Consider the following 20,790-nt stretch of genomic DNA (forward strand, 5'->3'; position numbering starts at 1 on the left):
CAATAAATCGTTACGATGTCACTTATGCAATCTTTTGGTAAGCCTTCAATCCTGATTATTGGCTGCGGAGACATCGGTCTTCGGGTAGCCAAACAACTTTCGCGAAGCCACCGTGTCTTTGCGCTCACTTCTCAACAAAATCGCTTTCAGGAGTTGAGGGCGGTTGGCGCGATTCCTATTTTGGGTAATCTGGATCATCCAGAGTCTTTATGGCGCCTTAGCGGTTTAGCTCAAACCGTCATTCATCTAGCGCCACCGCAAAATGGTGGAAATCGTGATTGCCGAACCCGCAACCTTCTCCGAATTTTAGCCCAAGGCTCCAATGCCGTCAGGCGCCTGATTTATATCAGCACCACGGGTGTTTACGGTGATCATAGGGGTGGAAAGGTGAGTGAGGCTACCCCAGTAAACCCCCAAAGTGAGCGTGCGCAAAGAAGGGTGGATGCCGAGAGAATTCTCCGTTTATGGGCGCCCGCCCATGGAGTGACTTTGACTATTTTGCGCGTCCCGGGAATTTATGCGGCAGACCGCTTGCCGATTGAGAGGCTTCAGGCGCAAACACCCGCATTGCTGCCAGAGGAAGATGCTTATTCCAATCATATTCACAGCGATGATTTGGCAAGGTTAGTGTGTGCAGCGGTTTATCACGGCAAACCCCAGCGCATCATTAATGCCTGTGATGGTGGCGAGACCAAAATGGGTGATTACTTTGATGAAGTGGCGGATGCTTTTGGTCTGGAAAGGCCAGCCAGATTGCCTGGCGGCGAGTTGCAAAAAATTGTTAGTCCGATGCTTTGGTCCTTTATGCGCGAGTCACGCAGGGTTACCAATCAGCGCCTACCGGAATTAAAAACACCGCTACGCTATCCCAGCGTAGGACATTTTCTAAAAACTATTTCCAGGAATCCTTGAGGCCAACCGTACGGTTGAATACTGGTTTGCCAGGTTTGGAGTCATTCTTGTCTGCAACAAAGTAGCCGTGACGCTCGAACTGGAATTGATCTTCTGCTTTGGCATCTTTCATGCAGGGTTCTAAGTAAGCGGCAATTGTTTGCTTTGAATTTGGATTGATCGATTCTAAGAAATTCTTGTCACCACTATCTGGGTGGGGGTCGCTAAACAGGTGATCGTATAGACGCACTTCTGCAGGAATCGCTTCAGCCGCGCTAATCCAGTGAATATTGCCCTTGACCTTGTAGTTATTAGAGCCAGCGGTGCCGCTCTTGCTATCGGGAAAGTGTGTCACGTTGACTTGGGTGACATTCCCTTGTGCGTCGGTTTCAAAACCAGTGCATTCCACTACAAAGCCATGGCGTAAGCGAACACGGCTACCAGGCTGATCTCCAATCGGTGGATAAAGTCTGAAGAATCCCTTGATGGGTTCCTTCATAAAGTCGTCTGCTTCAATCCACAGTTCGCGCGTGAAATGAAATTCACGATTGCCCCACTCGGGTTGATTCGGATGGCGTGGAGCAGAGCATGCTTCTTTTACTGAGGCATCAAAGTTTTCCACTACGAGCTTGAGTGGTTTGAGTACCGCAGTAGCGCGTGGAGCCCTGACTTCTAGATCATCGCGTAATGCTTGATCAAGGGTGCTCATATCAATCCAGCTATCAGCTTTAGAGACACCAATGCGCTCGCAAAATAAGCGAATACTTTCAGGGGTGTAACCACGGCGACGAATGCCTACGATGGTTGGCATTCGAGGATCATCCCAACCCTCAACATGCTTTTCTTCTACAAGCTGCAGTAACTTACGTTTGCTGGTGATGGTGTAAGTCAGGTTGAGGCGTGCGAACTCATATTGATGTGGCACCGGGTCTTTAAAGACACCCAATTCTTTTAATGAATTCACAATCCAATCGTACAAGGGGCGGTTGTTCTCGAACTCTAGTGTGCAGATGGAGTGGGAGACATTCTCTAATGCGTCAGAGATGCAATGTGTGAAGTCATATAAAGGGTAAATGCACCATTTGCTGCCAGTGCGGTGGTGATCGGTATGGCGGATGCGGTAAACCACGGGATCACGCATCACAATGTTGGGATGCGTCATGTCAATTTTCAGGCGCAATACATGCTCGCCATCCTTGAACTTCCCATCACGCATTTCGCGGAACAAGGAGAGATTCTCTTCTGGGCTGCGATCGCGGTAAGGACTATTTTTTCCAGCTTGGCCAAAGTTACCTCGATTGGTATGAATGTCATCAGCACTTTGGCTATCGACATACGCTTTGCCATTCTGAATCAAGATTTCAGCAAACTCATAGAGTTTGTCAAAGTAGTCGCTTGCGTGATAAAGATGGGTTCCCCAATCAAAACCTAGCCACTTCACTGCATCCAAAATGCTGTCGGCGTATTCCACATCCTCTTTAACTGGGTTGGTGTCATCTAGACGCATATTGCAGCGCGCACCCCCAGCTTGATTGTTGTAATCAGCAGCTAATCCAAAGTTCAGACAAATGCTTTTAGCGTGACCAATATGTAAGTAGCCATTAGGTTCTGGTGGAAAGCGGGTGATGATCGATGGGATAGATTCCCCAGCAAGATTGGTGCGCTGTGCAAAAGCCCCGCTTGCCAAATCATGATCGATGATCTGACGCAAGAAATTAGACGATTCGGCTACAGCGCCGGCATTTGCTTTGGAGGGTTTGCTATCTTGGGACATAGCCACATTGTAGAGAAAACCCCGGCCCATAAAGAAAAAGCCCGCAAACAGCTGCGGGCTCGTTTCCGGTAGGTCTAAGACAATCAGTCTTCGACAAACGCCTCTTCGCGAGTCTTCTTGACTGCCGGCAAGGTAACCATGACCACCAAGAGTGCTGATGCAATCAGTAATCCCAAGGAAAGTGGACGAGTCAAGAAGGTAGTGAAATCGCCACGGGATAACAATAATGCGCGGCGGAAGTTCTCTTCCATCATTGGTCCAAGTACGAAGCCCAAAAGCAAAGGAGGCGGTTCGCAACCCAGTTTGAAGAAGAGGTAACCAATGATGCCGAAGGCAGCGGTCACGTATACGTCAAACACAGTGTTGTTTACGGTATAGACGCCGATACAGCAGAAAACCAGAATGGCTGGGTACATGAAGCGATAAGGAATCTTCAGTAACTTTACCCAGATACCAATCAAGGGCAAGTTCAAGAGAATCAACATCACGTTACCAATCCACATGGAAGCGATCAGACCCCAGAACAAAGCAGGGTTGCTGGTCATGACTTGTGGGCCAGGCTGAATATTATGAATAGTCATCGCGCCAACCATTAATGCCATCACTGCGTTTGGTGGGATACCTAAGGTAAGTAAAGGAATAAATGATGTTTGAGCAGCAGCATTGTTGGCTGACTCTGGACCAGCTACACCCTCAATCGCACCTTTACCAAACTCATGGCTGTATTTGGAGGATTTCTTCTCGACAGAGTAGGCGCCGAAAGATGCCAAGGCTGCTCCTCCGCCTGGCAGGATGCCTAAAATTGAGCCAATAAAAGTACCACGCAAGATAGACGGAATCATGCGTTTGACGTCTTCCTTGGTAGGAATCATGGTGGTCATCTTATTGAGGAAGCCTTCGTCCTCATCGGTCTTCTCAAGGTTGCCCATGATTTCTGCGAAACCGAATACACCCATAGCAACAGCTACGAAACCAATACCGTCACTTAATTCAGGAATATCAAACGCATAACGCGATACACCCGAGTTAACGTCGGTGCCGATCAAGCCCATTAGAAGACCCAAGACGATCATGCCGATCGCTTTGATCAGAGAGCCGGATGCTAAGACCACTGCACCAATCAAACCCAAGACCATGAGAGAGAAATATTCAGCGGGCCCAAATTTAAATGCCAACTGTGAGAGGGGTGCAGCAAAAGCGGCCAACACTAAAGTTGCCACGCAACCCGCAAAGAATGAACCCATGCCGGCAGTGAACAATGCAACACCAGCTCGACCATTTCTGGCCATTTGGTAGCCATCGATCGCCGTAACCACCGAGGATGTTTCTCCTGGGATGTTCAACAGAATCGCTGTTGTAGAGCCACCGTACTGTGAGCCGTAGTAAATACCAGCCAACATAATCAATGCAGCGATTGGAGGCAAGGCATAAGTAGCTGGCAATAACATGGCAATAGTGGCGATTGGACCCAAGCCTGGCAACACGCCAATCAGGGTTCCCAATACACAGCCGATCAGACAGTAAAGAAGATTTTGTAATGTAAACGCGGTATCAAAACCGAGAGCTAAATTAGCAAATAAGTCCATTTTCAGTATCCCGGTACGTTATTGAAGAAAGAAAGGCAGTAATGGGAACTGCAATTTCAGACCCAAAACGAATACCGAATAAGTGAAAACAATTAGAAATGTGGCATTGATTAAAGTGCCTTTCCAATGAAATTCATGACTTGCGCTGGCTGACATAAATACCAAAACGAAGACCGCTACGATAAAGCCCATCGTTGGTAGGAGGGCGCCGTATGCAATGACGGATCCAGTAATGAGGCCAATGACCTTCCAGTTGAAAGGAGGGATTTTTTCAATCGCTGCTTTGGCACTGAGTGACTTCACTAGGATTATTAAGCCCAGGGCTGTCATAACTAGGCCAAGCCAGAAGGGGAAGTATCCAGGCCCCATTTTGGCGGGAGTTCCCATTGGGTACTGGGTAGCCATGAAGGTAAAAAAGAGACCAATGACCATATACATTAGGCCGGCCCCAAAATCTTTTTGATTACGAATTTCCAAGTTGCGCTCCTTAATTACCGACTTATTTGTCGATTTATTGATGTTGAGCGATTGTAAGGCAGGATACGGGGATCTTGTCTAGGGTTTGCCCTAGACAGGTGCCAATGCGATAATTATTGCCATGAAAGTCTCCCAAATTCGCCAGGCCTATCTGGACTTCTTTGCCCAAAAAGGTCACCAAATCGTCCCTTCCAGCCCAGTAGTGCCAGGGGATGACCCAACCCTGCTATTTACTAATGCAGGCATGAACCAATTTAAGGATGTGTTTTTGGGCTTCGATAAGCGCCCATATAACCGCGCGACGACTGCTCAGAAGTGCATCCGAGCCGGTGGAAAGCACAATGACTTGGATAACGTCGGATACACCGCGCGTCACCATACCTTTTTTGAAATGTTGGGTAATTTCTCTTTTGGAGATTATTTCAAGAAGGACGCTATTCAATTTGCCTGGGATTTATTGACCCAAGTTTTCCAGTTGCCAAAAGAAAAACTCCTAGTCACTGTCTATGCTGAAGATGACGAGGCTTATGACATTTGGAATAAGCAAATTGGTGTGCCCGCCGATCGCATTATTCGCATTGGGGATAACAAGGGCGCGCGTTACGCATCGGATAATTTTTGGATGATGGGTGACACAGGCCCTTGCGGACCTTGCACTGAAATTTTCTACGATCACGGTGAGCATATTCCTGGCGGCCCTCCTGGAAGTCCTGATGAAGATGGTGATCGCTTCATCGAAATTTGGAATAACGTCTTCATGCAGTACAACCGCGATGAGGCCGGTGTAATGCATCCGCTACCTAAGCCTAGCGTTGATACAGGCATGGGTCTTGAGCGCATTGCAGCAGTGTTGCAGCATGTTCACTCCAATTATGAGATCGACCTTTTCGTCAATCTCCTTAAGGCTTCTAAGGATGCGGTTGATGCGGCGGGTGGTGAAAACTGTGATGCACAAAGCCCATCACTCAAAGTGATTGCAGACCATATCCGCGCATGTAGCTTCATTGTCGTTGATGGCGTCATTCCAGGTAATGCCGGTCGTGGTTATGTATTGCGTCGCATTGCGCGTCGCGCGATTCGTCATGGTTATAAGTTAGGGGCACGTAAACCATTCTTTTATCAGTTGGTGCCTGCGCTTGTCAAAGAGATGGGCGAAGCCTATCCAGAGTTGCGCGCCGCACAAGACAAAGTCAGTGAAGTCATTAAGCAAGAAGAAGAGCGCTTCTTCCAAACGATTGCTAATGGCATGGAAATTTTGGATGGTGCTTTAGCTGGCGGCGCAAAAGTAGTCGATGGAGAAACTGCTTTCCGTTTGCATGACACTTTTGGTTTCCCATTGGATTTAACCGCTGACGTTTGTCGTGAGCGTGGCGTTACTGTTGATGCCGAAGGTTTTGAAGTGGCGATGCAGAAGCAACGTGATCAAGCAAGAGCCGCAGGCAAATTCAAGGTAGCTCAAGGGCTTGATTACAAGGGTAAGCCTACGCAATTTCATGGGTATGACACCTTAAAGCATGAAGGCGCCAAAGTCACAGCCCTTTATGTGGATGGCTCTGAGGTCGCCTCAGTGAAGGCTGGCGATGCAGCGGTGATCGTATTAGATAACACGCCTTTTTATGCGGAATCTGGTGGCCAAGTAGGCGATAAAGGTGAGTTGCGTAATGAAACTGTGCGCTTCTCAGTGGATGACACCTTCAAGATTCAGGCTGATGTATTTGGCCATCAAGGCGAATTACATGAGGGCGAGCTTAAGGTCGGCGATGCGCTTAATGCCTTGGTAGATGTGCAGCAAAGAACCGATACGATGCGTAACCACAGCGCTACTCATATCTTGCACAAAGCCTTACGTGAAGTGCTGGGCGATCATGTGCAACAAAAAGGGTCATTGGTAGATGCCACTAAGACCCGTTTCGACTTTACTCACAACGCACCTATTACGGCTGAGCAAATTCGTCGCATTGAAGATATTGTGAATCAAGAGATTCTGGAAAATACCGCTACTTCAGGCAAGGTCATGTCTTTGGATGATGCCCAAAAGACTGGCGCCATGATGCTCTTTGGTGAGAAGTATGGCGCTGAAGTGCGTGTGCTGGAGATCGGTTCTTCTAAAGAGCTCTGTGGCGGCACTCACGTAGGTCGCACCGGCGATATCGGTAGCTTGAAGATTGTTTCGGAGGGCGGTGTTGCCGCTGGTATCCGCCGCGTTGAGGCTGTGACCGGTAATAACGCGCTGCATTTCTTGCAAGGTTTGGAAGACAAGATCAATGAAGCTGCGGCGATTCTCAAAACCCACCCTGGTGATTTGGTCAATCGCGTTGCGCAACTTCAAGAAAGCCTGCGTCAAGCGGAGCGCGATTTAGAAAAAGTGAACTCTAAGTTAGCTGCCAGCCAGGGCGATGAGTTAGCAGGTCAAGCCATCGATGTAAATGGCATTAAAGTCATTGCTGCTCGACTTGATGGCGCTGATGCTGGCGTGCTTCGTGAAACCATGGATGCTCTCAAGGCAAAGTTGAAGACTGCTGCCATTGTGTTGGCCTCGGTGCAGGGTGATAAGGTGAGTTTGATCGCAGGCGTGACGGCTGATTCGATTGGCAAAGTAAAGGCAGGCGATCTCGTGAACTTTGTTGCCCAACAAGTGGGCGGTAAAGGCGGCGGTAAACCAGAAATGGCGATGGCCGGCGGAACTGATCCTAGTAAGCTGGGTGAGGCCTTGGACGGCGTTAAAGACTGGATAGCAAGCAAATGAGTGAACCAGTGAATATTGCTTTTAATGCAGAGGTAGATGCAATTGGCATGAACTGTCCATTGCCTATCCTGCGCACTAAAAAAGCCTTGGCAACGATGCAGTCAGGTGAGGTCTTGAAGATTAAGGCAACCGATGCGGGCGCCGCTCATGACTTCCCTGCATTTGCCAAGCAAACTGGTAATGAGTTGCTTGCAAGCACTACAGAAGGTGATGTACTGGTTTTCTTTATGAAGCGCAGATAAGAAAAATTCTGACGCTTATACTTCTTGGTAAGTAATCAAACAAAAAGGCAGAGATTAATCTCTGCCTTTTTGTATATCTAACCCCAGAGGATTACTTTAAAGACCAGCTTTTTAAGTACTCTGCAAATTCCTCACCCACTTCTTGGTGGCGCAGCGCGAAATCTACAGAGGCCTTGAGGTAGCCCAACTTGCTACCGCAGTCATAACGAACACCATCATATTTGTAAGCAAATACAGGCTCTTCTTTTAGTAATGCAGCAATGGCATCGGTGAGTTGAATTTCTCCGCCGGCACCAGGTTTTACATTGCGGATATGGTCAAAAATCTTTGCTGAGAGCACATAGCGCCCGACTACCGCGAGGTCAGAAGGCGCATCTGCTGGCTTTGGTTTCTCAACGATGCCATTGAGGCGATAAATGCCTTTGCTGACCTCATCTCCTGAGACTATTCCGTATGAGCTGCTTTTGGCAGGATCGATTTTTTCCACTGCCAAAACAGATCCCTCTTGCTCTTCATACACTTTGAGCATTTGAGAGAGAACTGGCGGTTGCCCATCCAAAAGGTCGTCGGCCAAAATAACTGCAAATGGTTCATCACCAACTACTCTGGCAGCACATAAAACCGCATGTCCCAAGCCCAATGGTTCAGCTTGTCTAATGTAGATGCAGTCTACATTATCAGGTTTAACGCTGCGAACAAGTTGAAGAAGGTCCTGTTTATTCTTTGCTTCTAGGGCTGCCTCTAACTCGTAGGCTTTATCAAAGTGATCTTCAATGGCGCGCTTGCTGCGACCCGTAACAAAAATGAGCTCAGTAATTCCAGCTGCAACAGCTTCATCAACAGCGTATTGAATCAGCGGCTTATCCACGACATTGAGCATTTCTTTTGGGCTGGCTTTAGTGGCAGGCAAAAAGCGTGTGCCAAATCCCGCAACGGGAAATACAGCCTTAGTTACTTTTTTGGAGCCGAAATGGATTGACATGGATGGTCCGTTCTAATCGTTTTTATTTGAGACGCTCTAATTGTGCAGCTAGCTTCTCATGGTTTTGCTCAAAGCCTGCAAGACGCTGTTTTTCTTGGGCAACAACCTCGGCTGGGGCGCGTGCCACAAAGCTTTCATTGGTTAATTTGCCCTTGGCTTTATTGATTTCATTAGCTAGACGCTCAATTTCCTTGCCAAGGCGAATGCGCTCAGCAGCAACATCCACTTCAATCTTGAGAAGAAGTTTGATATTACCCACCAAAGCAATTGGTGCTCCGGGAGCATCTTTTTCTAAAGCAGATTCATCACCGTAGATTTTGACCTCAGTTAATTTAGCAAGGGCCATAAGATAAGGCGTCGCTTTTTCCAGGAACTCTTTTGGACCGCAGATCCAGAGAGGCACTTTTTGACCAGGAGGAACCTGCATCTCGCCACGAAGATTTCTGCAGGCATCCACAATTGCTTTGATCTGCATAACCCAGGCTTCACTCTTCTCATCAATCTTTTCAGGCTGAGCAACAGGATAAGGTTGGAGCGCAATGGTTTGTTTTTCTTGCTGGGCTAAAACTTTTCCAGATTTAGGGCCAACAGTCTGCCAAAGCGTTTCGGTAATAAATGGAATTAAAGGATGCGCCATGCGCAAAATAGTTTCCAAAACGCGCAAGAGGGTACGGCGAGTGGCGCGTTGTTGTGCTGGAGTGCCAGTCTGTAATTGCACCTTAGCAAGCTCTAGATACCAATCGCAATACTCATCCCAAACAAATTGGTAAATGCTGCTGGCAATATTATCAAAGCGATAAGCTTCAAAGCCTTTGGCCACTTCGGCTTCAGTTCTTTGGAGTTGTGAAACGATCCAACGATCAGCTGGTGAAAAATCCAAATAGCCATCGGGACCGCATTGGTTATCACAAGGTGCAAAGCCATTGTCTTCATCGCCACCAGGGCAATTCATGAGCACAAAGCGAGTGGCATTCCAAAGTTTGTTACAGAAATTGCGATAGCCTTCGCAACGCTTTTGATCAAAGTTAATATTGCGACCCAGCGAAGCCAAAGAGGCAAAAGTAAAGCGCAGGGCATCAGTGCCAAACGCAGGAATACCATCCGGAAACTCTTTTTTTGTTTTCTTGCTAATACTCTCGGCTTGTTTTGGATTCATGAGGCCGGTAGTTCTCTTGCCTACCAACTCCTCAATCTTGATGCCATCAATCAAATCGATTGGGTCCAAAGTGTTGCCTTTGGACTTGCTCATCTTCTGACCTTCAGCATCGCGCACTAGGCCATGCACATAGACAGTGTGGAATGGTACTTTTCCAGTGAAGTGGCAGGTCATCATAACCATGCGTGCTACCCAGAAGAAGATGATGTCAAAACCAGTCACCAAAACAGATGAAGGTAGGAAGTGATTTAAAGCAGGCGTTTCTTCTGGCCAACCTAAAGAGCTAAATGGTACGAGCGCAGAGCTGAACCAAGTATCCAGAACGTCAGGGTCACGGTTGAGTTTGCCGGTGTATCCAGCGGCAGCAGCTTTCGTTTTAGCCTCTTCCTCAGAGCGACCGACAAAAATTTGTCCATCATCGCCATACCAAGCGGGGATTTGATGACCCCACCAGAGTTGACGGGAGATGCACCAGTCTTGAATATTTTCTAACCACTGAGTATAGGTATTGATCCAGTTCTCTGGAACCAGCTTGATATCACCTTTGGTTACCGCATCCAAGGCAGCACCAGCAATCGAGGAGCCTGGTTGATACTTATTATCGGGACTAGGTTTAGACATCGCCACAAACCATTGGTCAGTGAGCATTGGTTCAATGATGGTTTGGGTGCGATCACCGCGTGGCACCATTAATTTATGTGGCTGAACTTTTTCCAATAAACCAGCAGCCTCTAAATCAGAAACTACTTGTTTGCGTGCTGCGAATCTTTCCATGCCTTGATAGGCGGCTGGAGCATTCTCATTAATTTTGGCATCCAAAGTGAGGATGTTGATCATGGGTAGTTGATGACGTTGACCTACTGCATAGTCATTAAAGTCATGTGCGGGAGTTACCTTCACAACTCCAGTGCCAAAGTTCAAATCAACATAGTCATCAGCAATCACGGGGATCTGGCGATCACACAAAGGCAAGTTTACTGACTTGCCGATAAGATGCTTGTAGCGCTCATCTTCTGGGTTCACCATGACAGCAACGTCGCCTAATAAGGTTTCTGGACGTGTAGTGGCAACAGTGAGGTGGCCAGAGCCATCGGTTAATGGATAGCGTATATGCCACATCGATCCATCTTCTTCTTCGCTCACTACTTCTAAATCAGAAACTGCCGTACCCAAAACAGGATCCCAGTTCACCAAGCGTTTACCGCGGTAAATCAAACCTTGTTCATGTAGGCGGACAAATACTTCGACAACTGCCTTGGACATCTTACTGTCCATCGTGAAATATTCTTTGCCCCAATCGATCGAAGCACCTAAGCGACGAATTTGGCGGGTAATCGTGTTGCCGGAAGTTTCTTTCCACTCCCATACTTTTTCTAAAAACTTGTCGCGGCCTAAGTCGTGGCGAGAAACTTTTTGCGCATCGAGTTGACGCTCCACAACAATTTGAGTCGCAATACCGGCATGATCGGTGCCCGGTACCCATAAAGTATTTTTGCCTGACATGCGCGCATGACGTACCAAGCCATCCATGATGGTTTGATTGAATGCGTGACCCATATGCAGGGTGCCGGTCACATTAGGCGGTGGCAGCTGAATAGAAAAGTCACCCTTGCCCTCATCCATAGTCGAGTCGGCGATACCTCGACGTTCCCACTCTGGACCCCAGTAGGCCTCTATCGGGGCGGGTTCGTAGGATTTGGCGAGCTCGTCCGCTGAGCTGGCCGCTGGTGAATTAGGGGTATTTGAGGCATTTGGCATAAGAGGCAAATTATAATTGGGCTGATGTACTCAGACTTGCTCGCGAACCTCAATCCAGAACAGCGCGAGGCAGTGACCCTCCCGCCCGTCCACGAAAATGGCCAAGCCCAGTCAGCCTTGATTTTGGCTGGGGCAGGGAGCGGCAAGACCCGCGTCCTCACCACCCGTATAGCCTGGTTGATTCAGACCGGCCAGGTATCCCCTATTGGCGTCCTAGCGGTGACCTTCACCAATAAGGCCGCCAAAGAGATGATGCTGCGTCTCAGTGCCATGCTGCCGATTAATACACGTGGGATGTGGATTGGCACCTTTCATGGTCTTTGTAACCGTTTATTGCGTGCTCATCACAAGGAAGCGGGTTTACCGTCGACTTTCCAAATCTTGGATACCCAAGATCAGCTCTCTGCAATTAAGCGCCTTTTAAAGGGCTTAAAAGTCGATGATGAAAAATATCCTGCAAAGCAGTTGCAATACTTTATTGCCCACGCCAAGGAGCGCGGTCAACGCGCAAAAGATTTAGCGCTGGGCGATGACTTCCAAGCCAAGATGGCGCAACTGTATGCGGCTTACGATGAACAATGTCAGCGCGAAGGTGTGGTGGATTTTGCTGAACTCTTATTGCGCAGTTATGAATTACTCAAACATAGCGAGGCGATTCGGACTCACTATCAAGAGCGCTTTCGTCATATTTTGATTGATGAGTTTCAAGATACCAATGCTTTGCAATATGCATGGCTTAAATTGTTATCGGGTCATGACGCAAGTCGCATCAATGTCAGTGGCATGGGTAGTAGTTCCGTTTTTGCGGTGGGGGATGATGATCAAAGTATTTATGCATTCCGTGGCGCCGACGTTGAAAATATGCGTCTCTATGAAAAGCAATATCACCCATTGATGGTGAAGTTAGAGCAGAACTATCGCTCACACGGCCATATTTTAGATACGGCAAATCACCTGATTGCGAATAACTCTGAGCGCCTGGGTAAAAACCTGCGAACGGATGCTGGTCATGGCGAGCCAGTCCGTATCTATGAAGCACCGAGCGATCATGCCGAAGCCGCTTGGCTGGTGGACGAAATCAAGGCTTTAGTCAATAGTGGTATCAAGCGTACTGAAGTAGCTTTGCTCTATCGTAGTAATGCCCAGTCACGCATTATTGAGCACGCATTATTTTCTGCGGGTATTCCGTATCGTGTGTATGGCGGTTTGCGCTTCTTCGAACGTGCTGAAATTAAACATGCACTCGCATACTTACGCTTGCTCGAAAATCCGAATGACGACACTTCATTCTCTCGAGTCGTGAATTTTCCAACCCGCGGAATTGGTGCAAGATCAATCGAAGCCTTACAAGATGCTGCCAGAGCACAACAGTGTTCTTTATATTTAGCTGCCTCTACTTTAGAAGGCAAAGCCGGCGCCGCACTTAGTGGATTTGTGCGTTTAGTAGATCACATGCGTGAAGCTACGCGTCACAACACTTTGCCAGAAACAGTCGAATTTGTAATTCAGCATAGTGGCTTGATTCAGCATTACCTCTCTGAGCGCGAAGGACAGGATCGCGTCGAGAACTTACAAGAATTGATTAACGCTGCCACTGCCTTTATTGCCGAAGAAGGTTACGGTCAAGACGCAGCCGCTGCAATGTTGCCGGGAGAGAATGCTCCAGGCGTTGTAGAGGTTTCACCTTTGGCGGCCTTCTTATCCCATGCTTCATTGGAGGCTGGTGACAATCAAGCCCAAGCAGGGCAAGATGCCGTCCAACTGATGACAGTGCACTCAGCAAAAGGCTTAGAGTTCACTTCGGTGTTCATTACCGGTCTCGAGGAAGGTTTATTCCCGCATGAGAACAGTGTGAACGAGCAGAATGGCTTAGAAGAAGAGCGTCGTCTGATGTATGTGGCGATTACGCGTGCGAAGGAGCGACTGTATCTCTCACACACCCAATCTCGTATGTTGCATGGCCAAGTACGCTACAACATGCCTTCCCGCTTCCTAGAAGAGCTCCCATCCGACTCATTGAAATGGCTTACTCCTAAAGCAAGAGATGCACGCTGGGGCGGTGGAAACTCAAGATCAGGATCTACTTGGCAAGATGGTTATACCCGTCAACGCGAATATGAGTCGAATGACTTTTTTGATTCAGGCTCTGAACGTCAAAGACCGGCGAAGCGAGTTGGTTCAGCGTCGATGGAGGTGAAAAGACTAGCCTCCCCACCTCGCGGCAATTATCCATTCACCATTGGGCAGAATGTCTTTCATACGAAGTTCGGTGAAGGACGCGTGACTGGTTTAGAAGGTGTAGATGCTGATGCAAGGGCGCAGGTTAATTTCAAGCGTCATGGCATCAAGTGGTTACAGCTGAGTATTGCGAAGCTTGCTGCGATTGACTGATAAATTAATTAAACAGGTAACACCACTTCATCTTCTGTGAAGCAAGCTTTCCAAGTCGCATAAAAAGAGCAGTGCATTATCGTCAAGCCCGCCATAGAAATCGGGGCGATGATGAACGAGGCTGCCTGCCCCAGATCAAGCGCATCAAAAATCATTCCCACTGTTAGCGGAATGGCAATCAGAATGGCGCTCCAAATGGCTAGATACAGAAAGAATGCGGCTTTATTGGCCCAGCACGCTAATGCGCTAGAGAAGAGTGCTTGTGGCACAGACATATCGGTCCATGCAACCAAGACTGGTGAAAACCACATCAACATCGCTACTGGTATGTACAGTATCGCGCCAAAGCAAAGCACCAAGTAAACCTGACGCAAAGCCTCGGGCGTGATAGGTTTATCACTAGTCATCAGTGGAAGCAGTAATTCAAAGTCAACTAAGAGACTTAAGATAAAGCTGAGCAACAAAATCATGCCGGCATACACCAGGCCTAATTGCAGAATTCTTTTTCGCACGATAGGGCCAGACCGCAGGGCTATCAAATAGACCATCGGCCTAATGCGCTCCTTTTGAATGCCTTGGCGGCAAGCCGTCATGAATCCAACTGAAAGAGTTGGCGTGAGCAGAAGCACTGCAAAGACGCCAATCACTGGAACGACGACTGCTAGCTGCGCTGCAAAGACGTACATAAAGACCAGCATTAAAAAGCCCAAGGGATTTTGTTTAAAGAGCCAAATGCCTTGTCTAATCCAGGTGTAGCCTTCTTTGGGTGCTACGGAATTCAGTTTCATAGTGAGCGGCGACTTAAAAGAATACGTTCAAAGTGCGTAGGGTCATGCGGGGTAAGCATCTGCGCATCACGCGGCAAATAGAAGTCCCAGAGTCTTGAAACCCAGAAGCGTAAAGCTGCTGCACGCAACATGAGTGGCCAGCTAACTTGCTCTTCTTTGGTGAGAGGGCGAACCAACTGATAGGCTTTCATGAACGCGTCTAAGCGAATAGGATCTAAATCTTGCTTGTTATCAGCAAGACACCAGTCATTGACGGTGACGGCGATATCAAATAGCCATTTATCAGTGCCGGCAAAGTAAAAATCAAAGAAGCCGCCCAATTGATCTTGAGAGATATCAGATCCTTTGGGGTCAAATAAAACATTGTCGCGGAAGAGATCGCAATGACTCGCCCCTTGCGGCAATCCATCATAGGTGCCTGAGGCAAAAAATTCCTCTTGAGTTTTTAACTCATGAGTAATGAGTTCTTTCTGGGGCGTGCTTAAATGTTGCAATACCGAAGGTATTGTTTTCTGCCACCAAGCAAGGCTACGAAGATTCTCTTGGGACTTTGGAAAATCCTTTCCAGCCAAATGCATCTTCGCTAGCATCCCGCCAACAAGAGCGCAATGATTGGCTTCTGGTTGGAGTCTGGAAAGGCCTGGTAGCTTGGTAACAATGGCTGCCGGCTTGCCTTTGAGGGTAAAGAGAATGTTGCCCTGTTTGTTTTCAATCGGCTTGGGTACAGGCACACCTTTGTTTGCCAGGTGGCGCATTAACTCTAAATAGAAAGGAAGTTGTTCCGCAGACAATCTTTCAAAGATTGTTAAAACATATTCCCGCTTCTTGCCATCCTTGGTGGTATCTAAGAAAAAATTAGAGTTTTCAATACCACCATGAATGCCACGAATTTCAGTGGCTTGGCCGATATCAAAGTCTTGAGTAATCCATTGAGAAATATCTTCAAGCTCAATCGGGGTAAATACAGCCATAAATCAGTAAATGCTTTTTAAATTAAAAGGGAATGCTGACGCTAGGAACGCTGATCAGATCTGTATCTTTTGGAGGTCCTGGCATCACAGATGTGGGTGGTGCCATTTCATAGCTGGTGTATGGCGTTTTTACATCTACCTGTGTTGGAGAATTGACATCCTTATATTCGGTAACGGTGGTGCCGTTTTTGTCTCGGTATTGATAGTTTGGCTTGCGTTGCTCAGGGTTGGATGTCGCCCCACTTGCGCTCACAGCAGGTGCGAGTGGCTGACTATTGATACGGTTTAATTCTGATGGGCTCAGTGCCTGGCTGTTATTCTGAGCGTGGGCTGAAGTGGTGCCAAAAAGTCCAAAAACCACCAAAAAACTCATTAGGGTTAGGCTTTGACTCATTGAGCGGCTAATTAAGTTCGTTAAATAATGCATTTTTTCACCTTTTCAAGCCTACTCTCGGTCGGTTCCCTAACCAGACCTGTAGGCAATTCACAACTAGATTGTACGATTGCGGTATGACTAAACATAGACTCTTGTTGGTAGACGGCTCTAGCTACCTCTATCGCGCCTTCCACGCCATGCCAGACCTCAGAAATGGGGCTGGAGAGCCTACTGGGGCTATTTATGGCATGGTGAATATGATGCGCCGGGCCCGATCTGAGCTTAAGGCCGACCATATTGCCTGTGTTTTTGATGCTAAAGGGAAGACCTTCCGCGACGAAATGTACTCAGAATACAAGGCGCATCGCTCCCCCATGCCTGAGGATTTGCTTAAACAGATTGAGCCAATTCATGCCATGGTGAAGGCTTTAGGATGGCCCGTATTGATGGTCTCCGGCGTTGAGGCGGACGACGTCATTGGGACTTTGGCTTGCCAAGCTACGCAAGCGGGTTGGGAAACCATCATCTCCACGGGCGATAAAGATTTGGCGCAACTGGTAAATCCTTCAGTCACCCTCATCAATACGATGACAAATGAAAAGCTAGATATCGAAGGTGTCAAAGAAAAGTTTGGCGTACCACCAGAATTGATTGTGGATTATTTATCTATCATCGGCGATACCGTCGATAACGTGCCAGGTGTTCCGAAGGCGGGACCAAAGACGGCCAATAAATGGCTAGCGGAATTTGGTAATCTCGATAACTTGATGGCAAATGCCGATCAAGTTAAAGGCGTAGTTGGTGAAAACTTGCGCGCTACGCTTCCTTGGTTGCCGCAAGCTCGTCAACTCATTACGGTAAAAACCGATTGTGATTTATCGCCCCATTTACCAAGCTTAGATGACTTGCATGCCAAGTCTGAAGACGCGCCTTTATTACGTGAATTATTTGAGCGCTATGCATTTAAGACTTGGTTGCGTGACGTGGAAAAGCAGCTCACAAGCCCGGATAGTAAGGCTGAGCCAGCAAGCTTTGATTTGGCAGGTAGCCCAATTTCTTCCTCTGAGGGCGGAGCAGATAAAGAAAAAAAGACACGCGTGATTGCTGGCTCGCCGACTAAAGATTTGTCACAAGAAACTCGAGACTCACAAGATGCGGTCGAGCGTCACTACGAATGCGTCGTGGACGAAGCGAGTTTAGAGAAGTGGCTTAAGAAGATTGAGGCATCTGAGTTAACGGCAGTTGATACGGAAACTACTAGTCTTGATGCGCTTGCGGCAGAACTTGTTGGAATTTCTTTATCAGTAAAGCCGGGTGAAGCTTGTTACATTCCAGTTGCTCACCGCAACGGTGAGGTACAACTTGATCGTGACTTAGTGCTTGCGCGCATGAAGCCTTGGTTAGAAAGCGCAACGCATTTAAAAGTAGGTCAAAACTTAAAGTACGATGCTCATATCTTTGCAAACTATGACATTACCTTAAAGGGTGTTGCATTCGATACCTTGCTAGAGTCATATGTGCTCGAGTCGCACATGCCCCACAATATGGACAGCTTGGCTGAACGCCATCTGGGCATGAAAACCATTCGCTATGAAGAGGTGTGCGGCAAAGGCGTCCACCAGATTGGTTTTGATCAAGTCGATCTCCAAATTGCAACAGACTATGCGGCAGAAGATGCCGATATTACTTTGCGTCTGCATTTGGAGTTATGGCCACAGATTCAGGAAAACTCAGGCTTGCTCTATATCTATGAAAAGGTAGAAATGCCCGCTATGCGTGTGCTCGGCATCATGGAGCGTAACGGTATTCGGATTGATTCAGCATTATTGGCCAAACAAGGCCAGCAGGTGGGCAAACGTTTGCTTGAGTTAGAAGGCGAAATTCACAAGCTAGCAGGTCAGCCATTTAATATTCAGTCACCTAAGCAGATCGCAGAAATTTTATTTGGACAACTTGAGCTTCCGGTAATTAAAAAGACGCCTTCAGGTGCACCCTCTACCGATGAGGAAGTGTTGCAGAAGCTAGCGGAAGACTATCCCTTGCCTGCGCGCATTTTGGATTACCGCAGTTTGGCAAAGCTAATGTCCACCTATATTGAGAAGCTTCCTCGCATGGCCGATCCCAAGACGGGTCGCGTTCATACGAACTTTTCTCAAGCTACTGCAGTTACAGGTCGCCTGGCATCAAGCGATCCAAACTTGCAAAATATTCCAGTGCGCACAGAAGAGGGTCGTCGTATTCGTGAGGCCTTTATTCCAGCAGACGGATGCAAATTATTGTCAGCGGATTATTCCCAAGTTGAGTTGCGCATCATGGCGCATATTGCCGAAGATGAAAATCTATTAACGGCATTTAAAGAAGGTAAAGACGTTCACCAAGCCACGGCAGCAGAGATTTTTGGTGTCCCATTAGATGATGTTAATTCTGAGCAACGTCGTTACGCCAAAGTCATTAACTTTGGCCTGATTTACGGAATGAGTGCTTTTGGTTTAGCCGGCAATCTGGGTATTGAGCGTTCTGCTGCACAAAACTACATCGCTAAATACTTCGATCGTTATCCAGGGGTGGCTCAATATATGGAGCGCACCCGTCTCGAAGCAAGAGAGAATGGTTATGTAGAGACGGTCTTTGGGCGACGTCTTTGGTTGCCAGAAATCAAGGGTTCCAATGGTCCGCGACGCCAGGGAGCTGAGCGGGCAGCGATTAATGCCCCAATGCAAGGTACTGCTGCTGACTTAATTAAATTGGCCATGATCGCCGTTGAGGACTGGCTCGAAAAGGAGCAGCTCAAGACGAAGCTTTTACTTCAGGTTCATGATGAGTTGGTGCTAGACGTGCCTTTTGATGAGCTTGAGCTAGTGCAAGCTAAATTACCCGGTTTGATGTGCAATGTCGCCCAGTTAAAGGTGCCTTTAGTGGTTAGTATTGGGATTGGCGATAATTGGGAAGAAGCGCACTAAGTATTCAATGAGAAATGCAAGTCAGGAGATAAGGTAATGAGTAAAGACATTCAAAATAGTCGACGCAATTTTATGAAAACATCTGCAATTAGCGCGACTGCTATTGGGGTTGGATTTGCGGGAGCCTCTGAGCCTGTGATGGCTGCGGCTATTGAAACCGATTTCAAAGGCATCAAAGCTGGTGAGCAGATGATCCCCGTTGGTAGCTTTCAGTTGCCAGCGTATGTCTCTCGACCTGAAAAAGCTAAAGGCTCTTTGCCAATCATTATTGTGGCGAGCGAGATTTTTGGTGTGCACGAATACATTGCTGATGTCACCAGACGTTTTGCGAAGTTGGGATATCTTGCGATTGCCCCAGAGTTCTTTGCTCGTGCAGGCGACCCCAATACTTACGGCACCATTGCTGAAATTATGACTAATATTGTGGCCAAGACTCCGGATGCTCAAGTCTTGAACGATCTACAGGCTGCTTTAGTGTGGGCTGGCAAAAATGGCGGTGACTTAAAACGCGTCGGTGTTACTGGCTTCTGTTGGGGTGGTCGTATTACTTGGTTGTCCGCAACCTTGCCGCAGGTGCGTGCCGGTGTAGCTTGGTACGGTCGTCTCATCGGCGAGAAGACTGAGGGCAATCCTCGCCATCCTATAGATATTGCTGCTGATTTAAAAGCGCCAGTGCTCGGCTTGTATGGCGCTGCTGATACCGGAATTTCTTTGGAGAGTATTGATCAAATGCGCGCCGCTTTGGCGCAGGCCGCCCCTAAGAATCCTGTTGCCAAGGCTTGTGAATTTGTGGTTTATCCAGATACCCCCCATGCATTCCATGCTGATTACCGCGCTAGCTATCGTGAAGGTCCTGCGAAAGATGGTTGGGAAAAGTGCCTAGCCTGGTTTAAGAAAAACGGAGTGGCATAAGCTCGATGACTGTTTTACAAAGCATCCTCCTGGTGACTGCGTTAGCGGGGACTGCTAGCGTCTTGGTGGCTGCAAGCTGTTCTTTGGCCATGCTCTCCAAGATGGTCAACAATATGGTGAGCCTATCGGTCGGCATCTTGCTAGCAACCGCTTTGCTCCACTCCTTGCCGGAAGCATTTAGCATGGAAGGTGCAAAACCTCAGTTCTTATTTGCTACTTTGCTTGCTGGGTTATTGGGTTTCTTCTTGCTTGAGAAGATCGCTTTACTGCGACACGATCATCATCATGAAGGTGATGGTCACCACCACCACCATGGGCATGATGCAGAAAATGCTGGGCGTAGTGGCTGGATGATTTTGGTTGGGGATGGCATTCATAACTTCGTAGATGGCATCTTGATTGCTGCAGCCTTTATGGCCGACTATCAAGTGGGTATCTTCACTGCCATTGCCATCATTGCCCATGAGATTCCACAAGAGATTGGTGATTTCATTGTCTTGTTAAATGCTGGCTTTTCCCGTGCACGAGCCTTGTTGTACAACCTTATCTGCGGTTTATCAGCAGTAGTGGGTGGCGTATTGGCTTATTTCTTCTTGGAAAAAGCGCATGCAGCGATGCCATATTTATTGGTTGTCGCTTCTAGTAGTTTTATTTATATTGCGGTGAGTGATCTCATCCCGCAAATGCACCGTCGCCCACACTGGGTCGAGTCTTTACGTCAGACGGTCTTGATTGCTTGTGGCGTAGGGTTTGTGATCCTACTGTCCCTATTGCACTAAC

General features: G+C 47.8%; 15 protein-coding genes. 7 read left to right on the top strand and 8 right to left on the bottom strand.

Annotated features, from left to right (window positions below):
- The first annotated feature begins 15 nt into the window (after positions 1–15).
- A complete protein-coding gene (locus AOC28_RS05005; RefSeq protein WP_237767736.1) occupies positions 16–912 on the top strand; it encodes an SDR family oxidoreductase in 897 nt (298 codons plus the stop codon).
- On the opposite strand, the gene AOC28_RS05010 is transcribed toward AOC28_RS05005, so the two are convergent.
- The 3 genes from AOC28_RS05010 to AOC28_RS05020 form a co-directional block, all read right to left on the bottom strand.
- On the bottom strand, positions 893–2,665 hold the full coding sequence (locus AOC28_RS05010; protein ID WP_072582917.1) for a glutamine--tRNA ligase/YqeY domain fusion protein: 1,773 nt from the start codon (positions 2,663–2,665) through the stop codon (positions 893–895). The two genes, AOC28_RS05005 and AOC28_RS05010, sit on opposite strands and share 20 nt — an antisense overlap.
- 83 nt (positions 2,666–2,748) lie before the next feature.
- The gene (locus AOC28_RS05015; RefSeq protein ID WP_072582848.1) at positions 2,749–4,251 is read right to left on the bottom strand and encodes a tripartite tricarboxylate transporter permease; all 1,503 of its coding nucleotides are present in this window, start codon (positions 4,249–4,251) and stop codon (positions 2,749–2,751) included.
- A gap of 18 nt (positions 4,252–4,269) precedes the next feature.
- Positions 4,270–4,728, bottom strand: coding sequence for a tripartite tricarboxylate transporter TctB family protein (locus AOC28_RS05020; protein WP_072582849.1), 459 nt, complete (start codon positions 4,726–4,728; stop codon positions 4,270–4,272).
- A gap of 121 nt (positions 4,729–4,849) precedes the next feature.
- Between AOC28_RS05020 and alaS the strand changes: the two genes are divergently transcribed.
- Both alaS and AOC28_RS05030 read left to right on the top strand, forming a co-directional pair.
- Positions 4,850–7,474, top strand: coding sequence for an alanine--tRNA ligase (alaS, locus tag AOC28_RS05025; protein ID WP_072582850.1), 2,625 nt, complete (start codon positions 4,850–4,852; stop codon positions 7,472–7,474).
- Positions 7,475–7,488: 14 nt separating this feature from the next.
- Entirely contained in the window at positions 7,489–7,716 is a 228-nt protein-coding gene (locus AOC28_RS05030) for a sulfurtransferase TusA family protein (RefSeq protein WP_072582920.1), read from the top strand.
- A gap of 91 nt (positions 7,717–7,807) precedes the next feature.
- Here AOC28_RS05030 and galU read toward each other — a convergent pair whose 3' ends face one another.
- Together galU and AOC28_RS05040 are read right to left on the bottom strand one after the other, a co-directional pair.
- Positions 7,808–8,698 carry a UTP--glucose-1-phosphate uridylyltransferase GalU gene (gene galU, locus AOC28_RS05035; RefSeq protein WP_072582851.1) on the bottom strand — a complete coding sequence of 297 codons (891 nt, stop codon included), beginning with the start codon at positions 8,696–8,698 and terminating at the stop codon, positions 7,808–7,810.
- 22 nt (positions 8,699–8,720) lie between these two features.
- The gene (locus tag AOC28_RS05040) at positions 8,721–11,612 is read right to left on the bottom strand and encodes a valine--tRNA ligase (protein WP_072582852.1); all 2,892 of its coding nucleotides are present in this window, start codon (positions 11,610–11,612) and stop codon (positions 8,721–8,723) included.
- A 24-nt stretch (positions 11,613–11,636) separates the two neighbouring features.
- Between AOC28_RS05040 and AOC28_RS05045 the strand changes: the two genes are divergently transcribed.
- Entirely contained in the window at positions 11,637–14,003 is a 2,367-nt protein-coding gene (locus tag AOC28_RS05045; protein ID WP_072582853.1) for a UvrD-helicase domain-containing protein, read from the top strand.
- 8 nt (positions 14,004–14,011) lie between these two features.
- Here AOC28_RS05045 and AOC28_RS05050 read toward each other — a convergent pair whose 3' ends face one another.
- From AOC28_RS05050 to AOC28_RS05060, 3 genes are read right to left on the bottom strand one after another with little or no spacing between them, the layout of a single operon-like run.
- A complete protein-coding gene (locus AOC28_RS05050; protein ID WP_072582854.1) occupies positions 14,012–14,791 on the bottom strand; it encodes a BPSS1780 family membrane protein in 780 nt (259 codons plus the stop codon).
- Positions 14,788–15,762: a homoserine kinase gene (locus AOC28_RS05055; protein WP_072582855.1), complete on the bottom strand. Its 975-nt coding sequence runs from the start codon at positions 15,760–15,762 to the stop codon at positions 14,788–14,790. The genes AOC28_RS05050 and AOC28_RS05055 overlap by 4 nt, the downstream gene beginning before the upstream one ends.
- A 22-nt stretch (positions 15,763–15,784) precedes the next feature.
- Complete coding sequence (locus AOC28_RS05060) at positions 15,785–16,156, bottom strand: hypothetical protein (protein WP_237767737.1); 372 nt, start codon at positions 16,154–16,156, stop codon at positions 15,785–15,787.
- Positions 16,157–16,272: 116 nt separating this feature from the next.
- Between AOC28_RS05060 and polA the strand changes: the two genes are divergently transcribed.
- Genes polA through AOC28_RS05075 form a run of 3 tightly spaced genes read left to right on the top strand, consistent with a single transcriptional unit; the run spans position 16,273 to position 20,789 of the window.
- On the top strand, positions 16,273–19,098 hold the full coding sequence (polA, locus tag AOC28_RS05065; protein WP_072582857.1) for a DNA polymerase I: 2,826 nt from the start codon (positions 16,273–16,275) through the stop codon (positions 19,096–19,098).
- A 36-nt stretch (positions 19,099–19,134) separates the two neighbouring features.
- Positions 19,135–20,010, top strand: coding sequence for a dienelactone hydrolase family protein (locus AOC28_RS05070; protein ID WP_072582858.1), 876 nt, complete (start codon positions 19,135–19,137; stop codon positions 20,008–20,010).
- Between the two features lie 5 nt (positions 20,011–20,015).
- Positions 20,016–20,789, top strand: a complete 774-nt coding sequence (locus AOC28_RS05075) for a ZIP family metal transporter (protein ID WP_143143880.1) — start codon at positions 20,016–20,018, stop codon at positions 20,787–20,789.
- Position 20,790: the final 1 nt, after the last annotated feature.

This window comes from Polynucleobacter sp. MWH-Adler-W8, assembly GCF_001889925.1.
Classification (GTDB): domain Bacteria; phylum Pseudomonadota; class Gammaproteobacteria; order Burkholderiales; family Burkholderiaceae; genus Polynucleobacter.

Excerpts from the sequence above, each read along its gene's own strand:
- AOC28_RS05005 (WP_237767736.1), top strand. The coding sequence starts at position 16 with ATGTCACTTATGCAATCTTTTGGTAAGCCTTCAATCCTGATTATTGGC.
- AOC28_RS05010 (WP_072582917.1), bottom strand. The coding sequence starts at position 2,665 with ATGTCCCAAGATAGCAAACCCTCCAAAGCAAATGCCGGCGCTGTAGCC.
- AOC28_RS05015 (WP_072582848.1), bottom strand. The coding sequence starts at position 4,251 with ATGGACTTATTTGCTAATTTAGCTCTCGGTTTTGATACCGCGTTTACA.
- alaS (WP_072582850.1), top strand. The coding sequence starts at position 4,850 with ATGAAAGTCTCCCAAATTCGCCAGGCCTATCTGGACTTCTTTGCCCAA.
- galU (WP_072582851.1), bottom strand. The coding sequence starts at position 8,698 with ATGTCAATCCATTTCGGCTCCAAAAAAGTAACTAAGGCTGTATTTCCC.
- AOC28_RS05040 (WP_072582852.1), bottom strand. The coding sequence starts at position 11,612 with ATGCCAAATGCCTCAAATACCCCTAATTCACCAGCGGCCAGCTCAGCG.
- AOC28_RS05045 (WP_072582853.1), top strand. The coding sequence starts at position 11,637 with ATGTACTCAGACTTGCTCGCGAACCTCAATCCAGAACAGCGCGAGGCA.
- AOC28_RS05050 (WP_072582854.1), bottom strand. The coding sequence starts at position 14,791 with ATGAAACTGAATTCCGTAGCACCCAAAGAAGGCTACACCTGGATTAGA.
- AOC28_RS05055 (WP_072582855.1), bottom strand. The coding sequence starts at position 15,762 with ATGGCTGTATTTACCCCGATTGAGCTTGAAGATATTTCTCAATGGATT.
- AOC28_RS05060 (WP_237767737.1), bottom strand. The coding sequence starts at position 16,156 with ATGAGTCAAAGCCTAACCCTAATGAGTTTTTTGGTGGTTTTTGGACTT.
- polA (WP_072582857.1), top strand. The coding sequence starts at position 16,273 with ATGACTAAACATAGACTCTTGTTGGTAGACGGCTCTAGCTACCTCTAT.
- AOC28_RS05070 (WP_072582858.1), top strand. The coding sequence starts at position 19,135 with ATGAGTAAAGACATTCAAAATAGTCGACGCAATTTTATGAAAACATCT.
- AOC28_RS05075 (WP_143143880.1), top strand. The coding sequence starts at position 20,016 with ATGACTGTTTTACAAAGCATCCTCCTGGTGACTGCGTTAGCGGGGACT.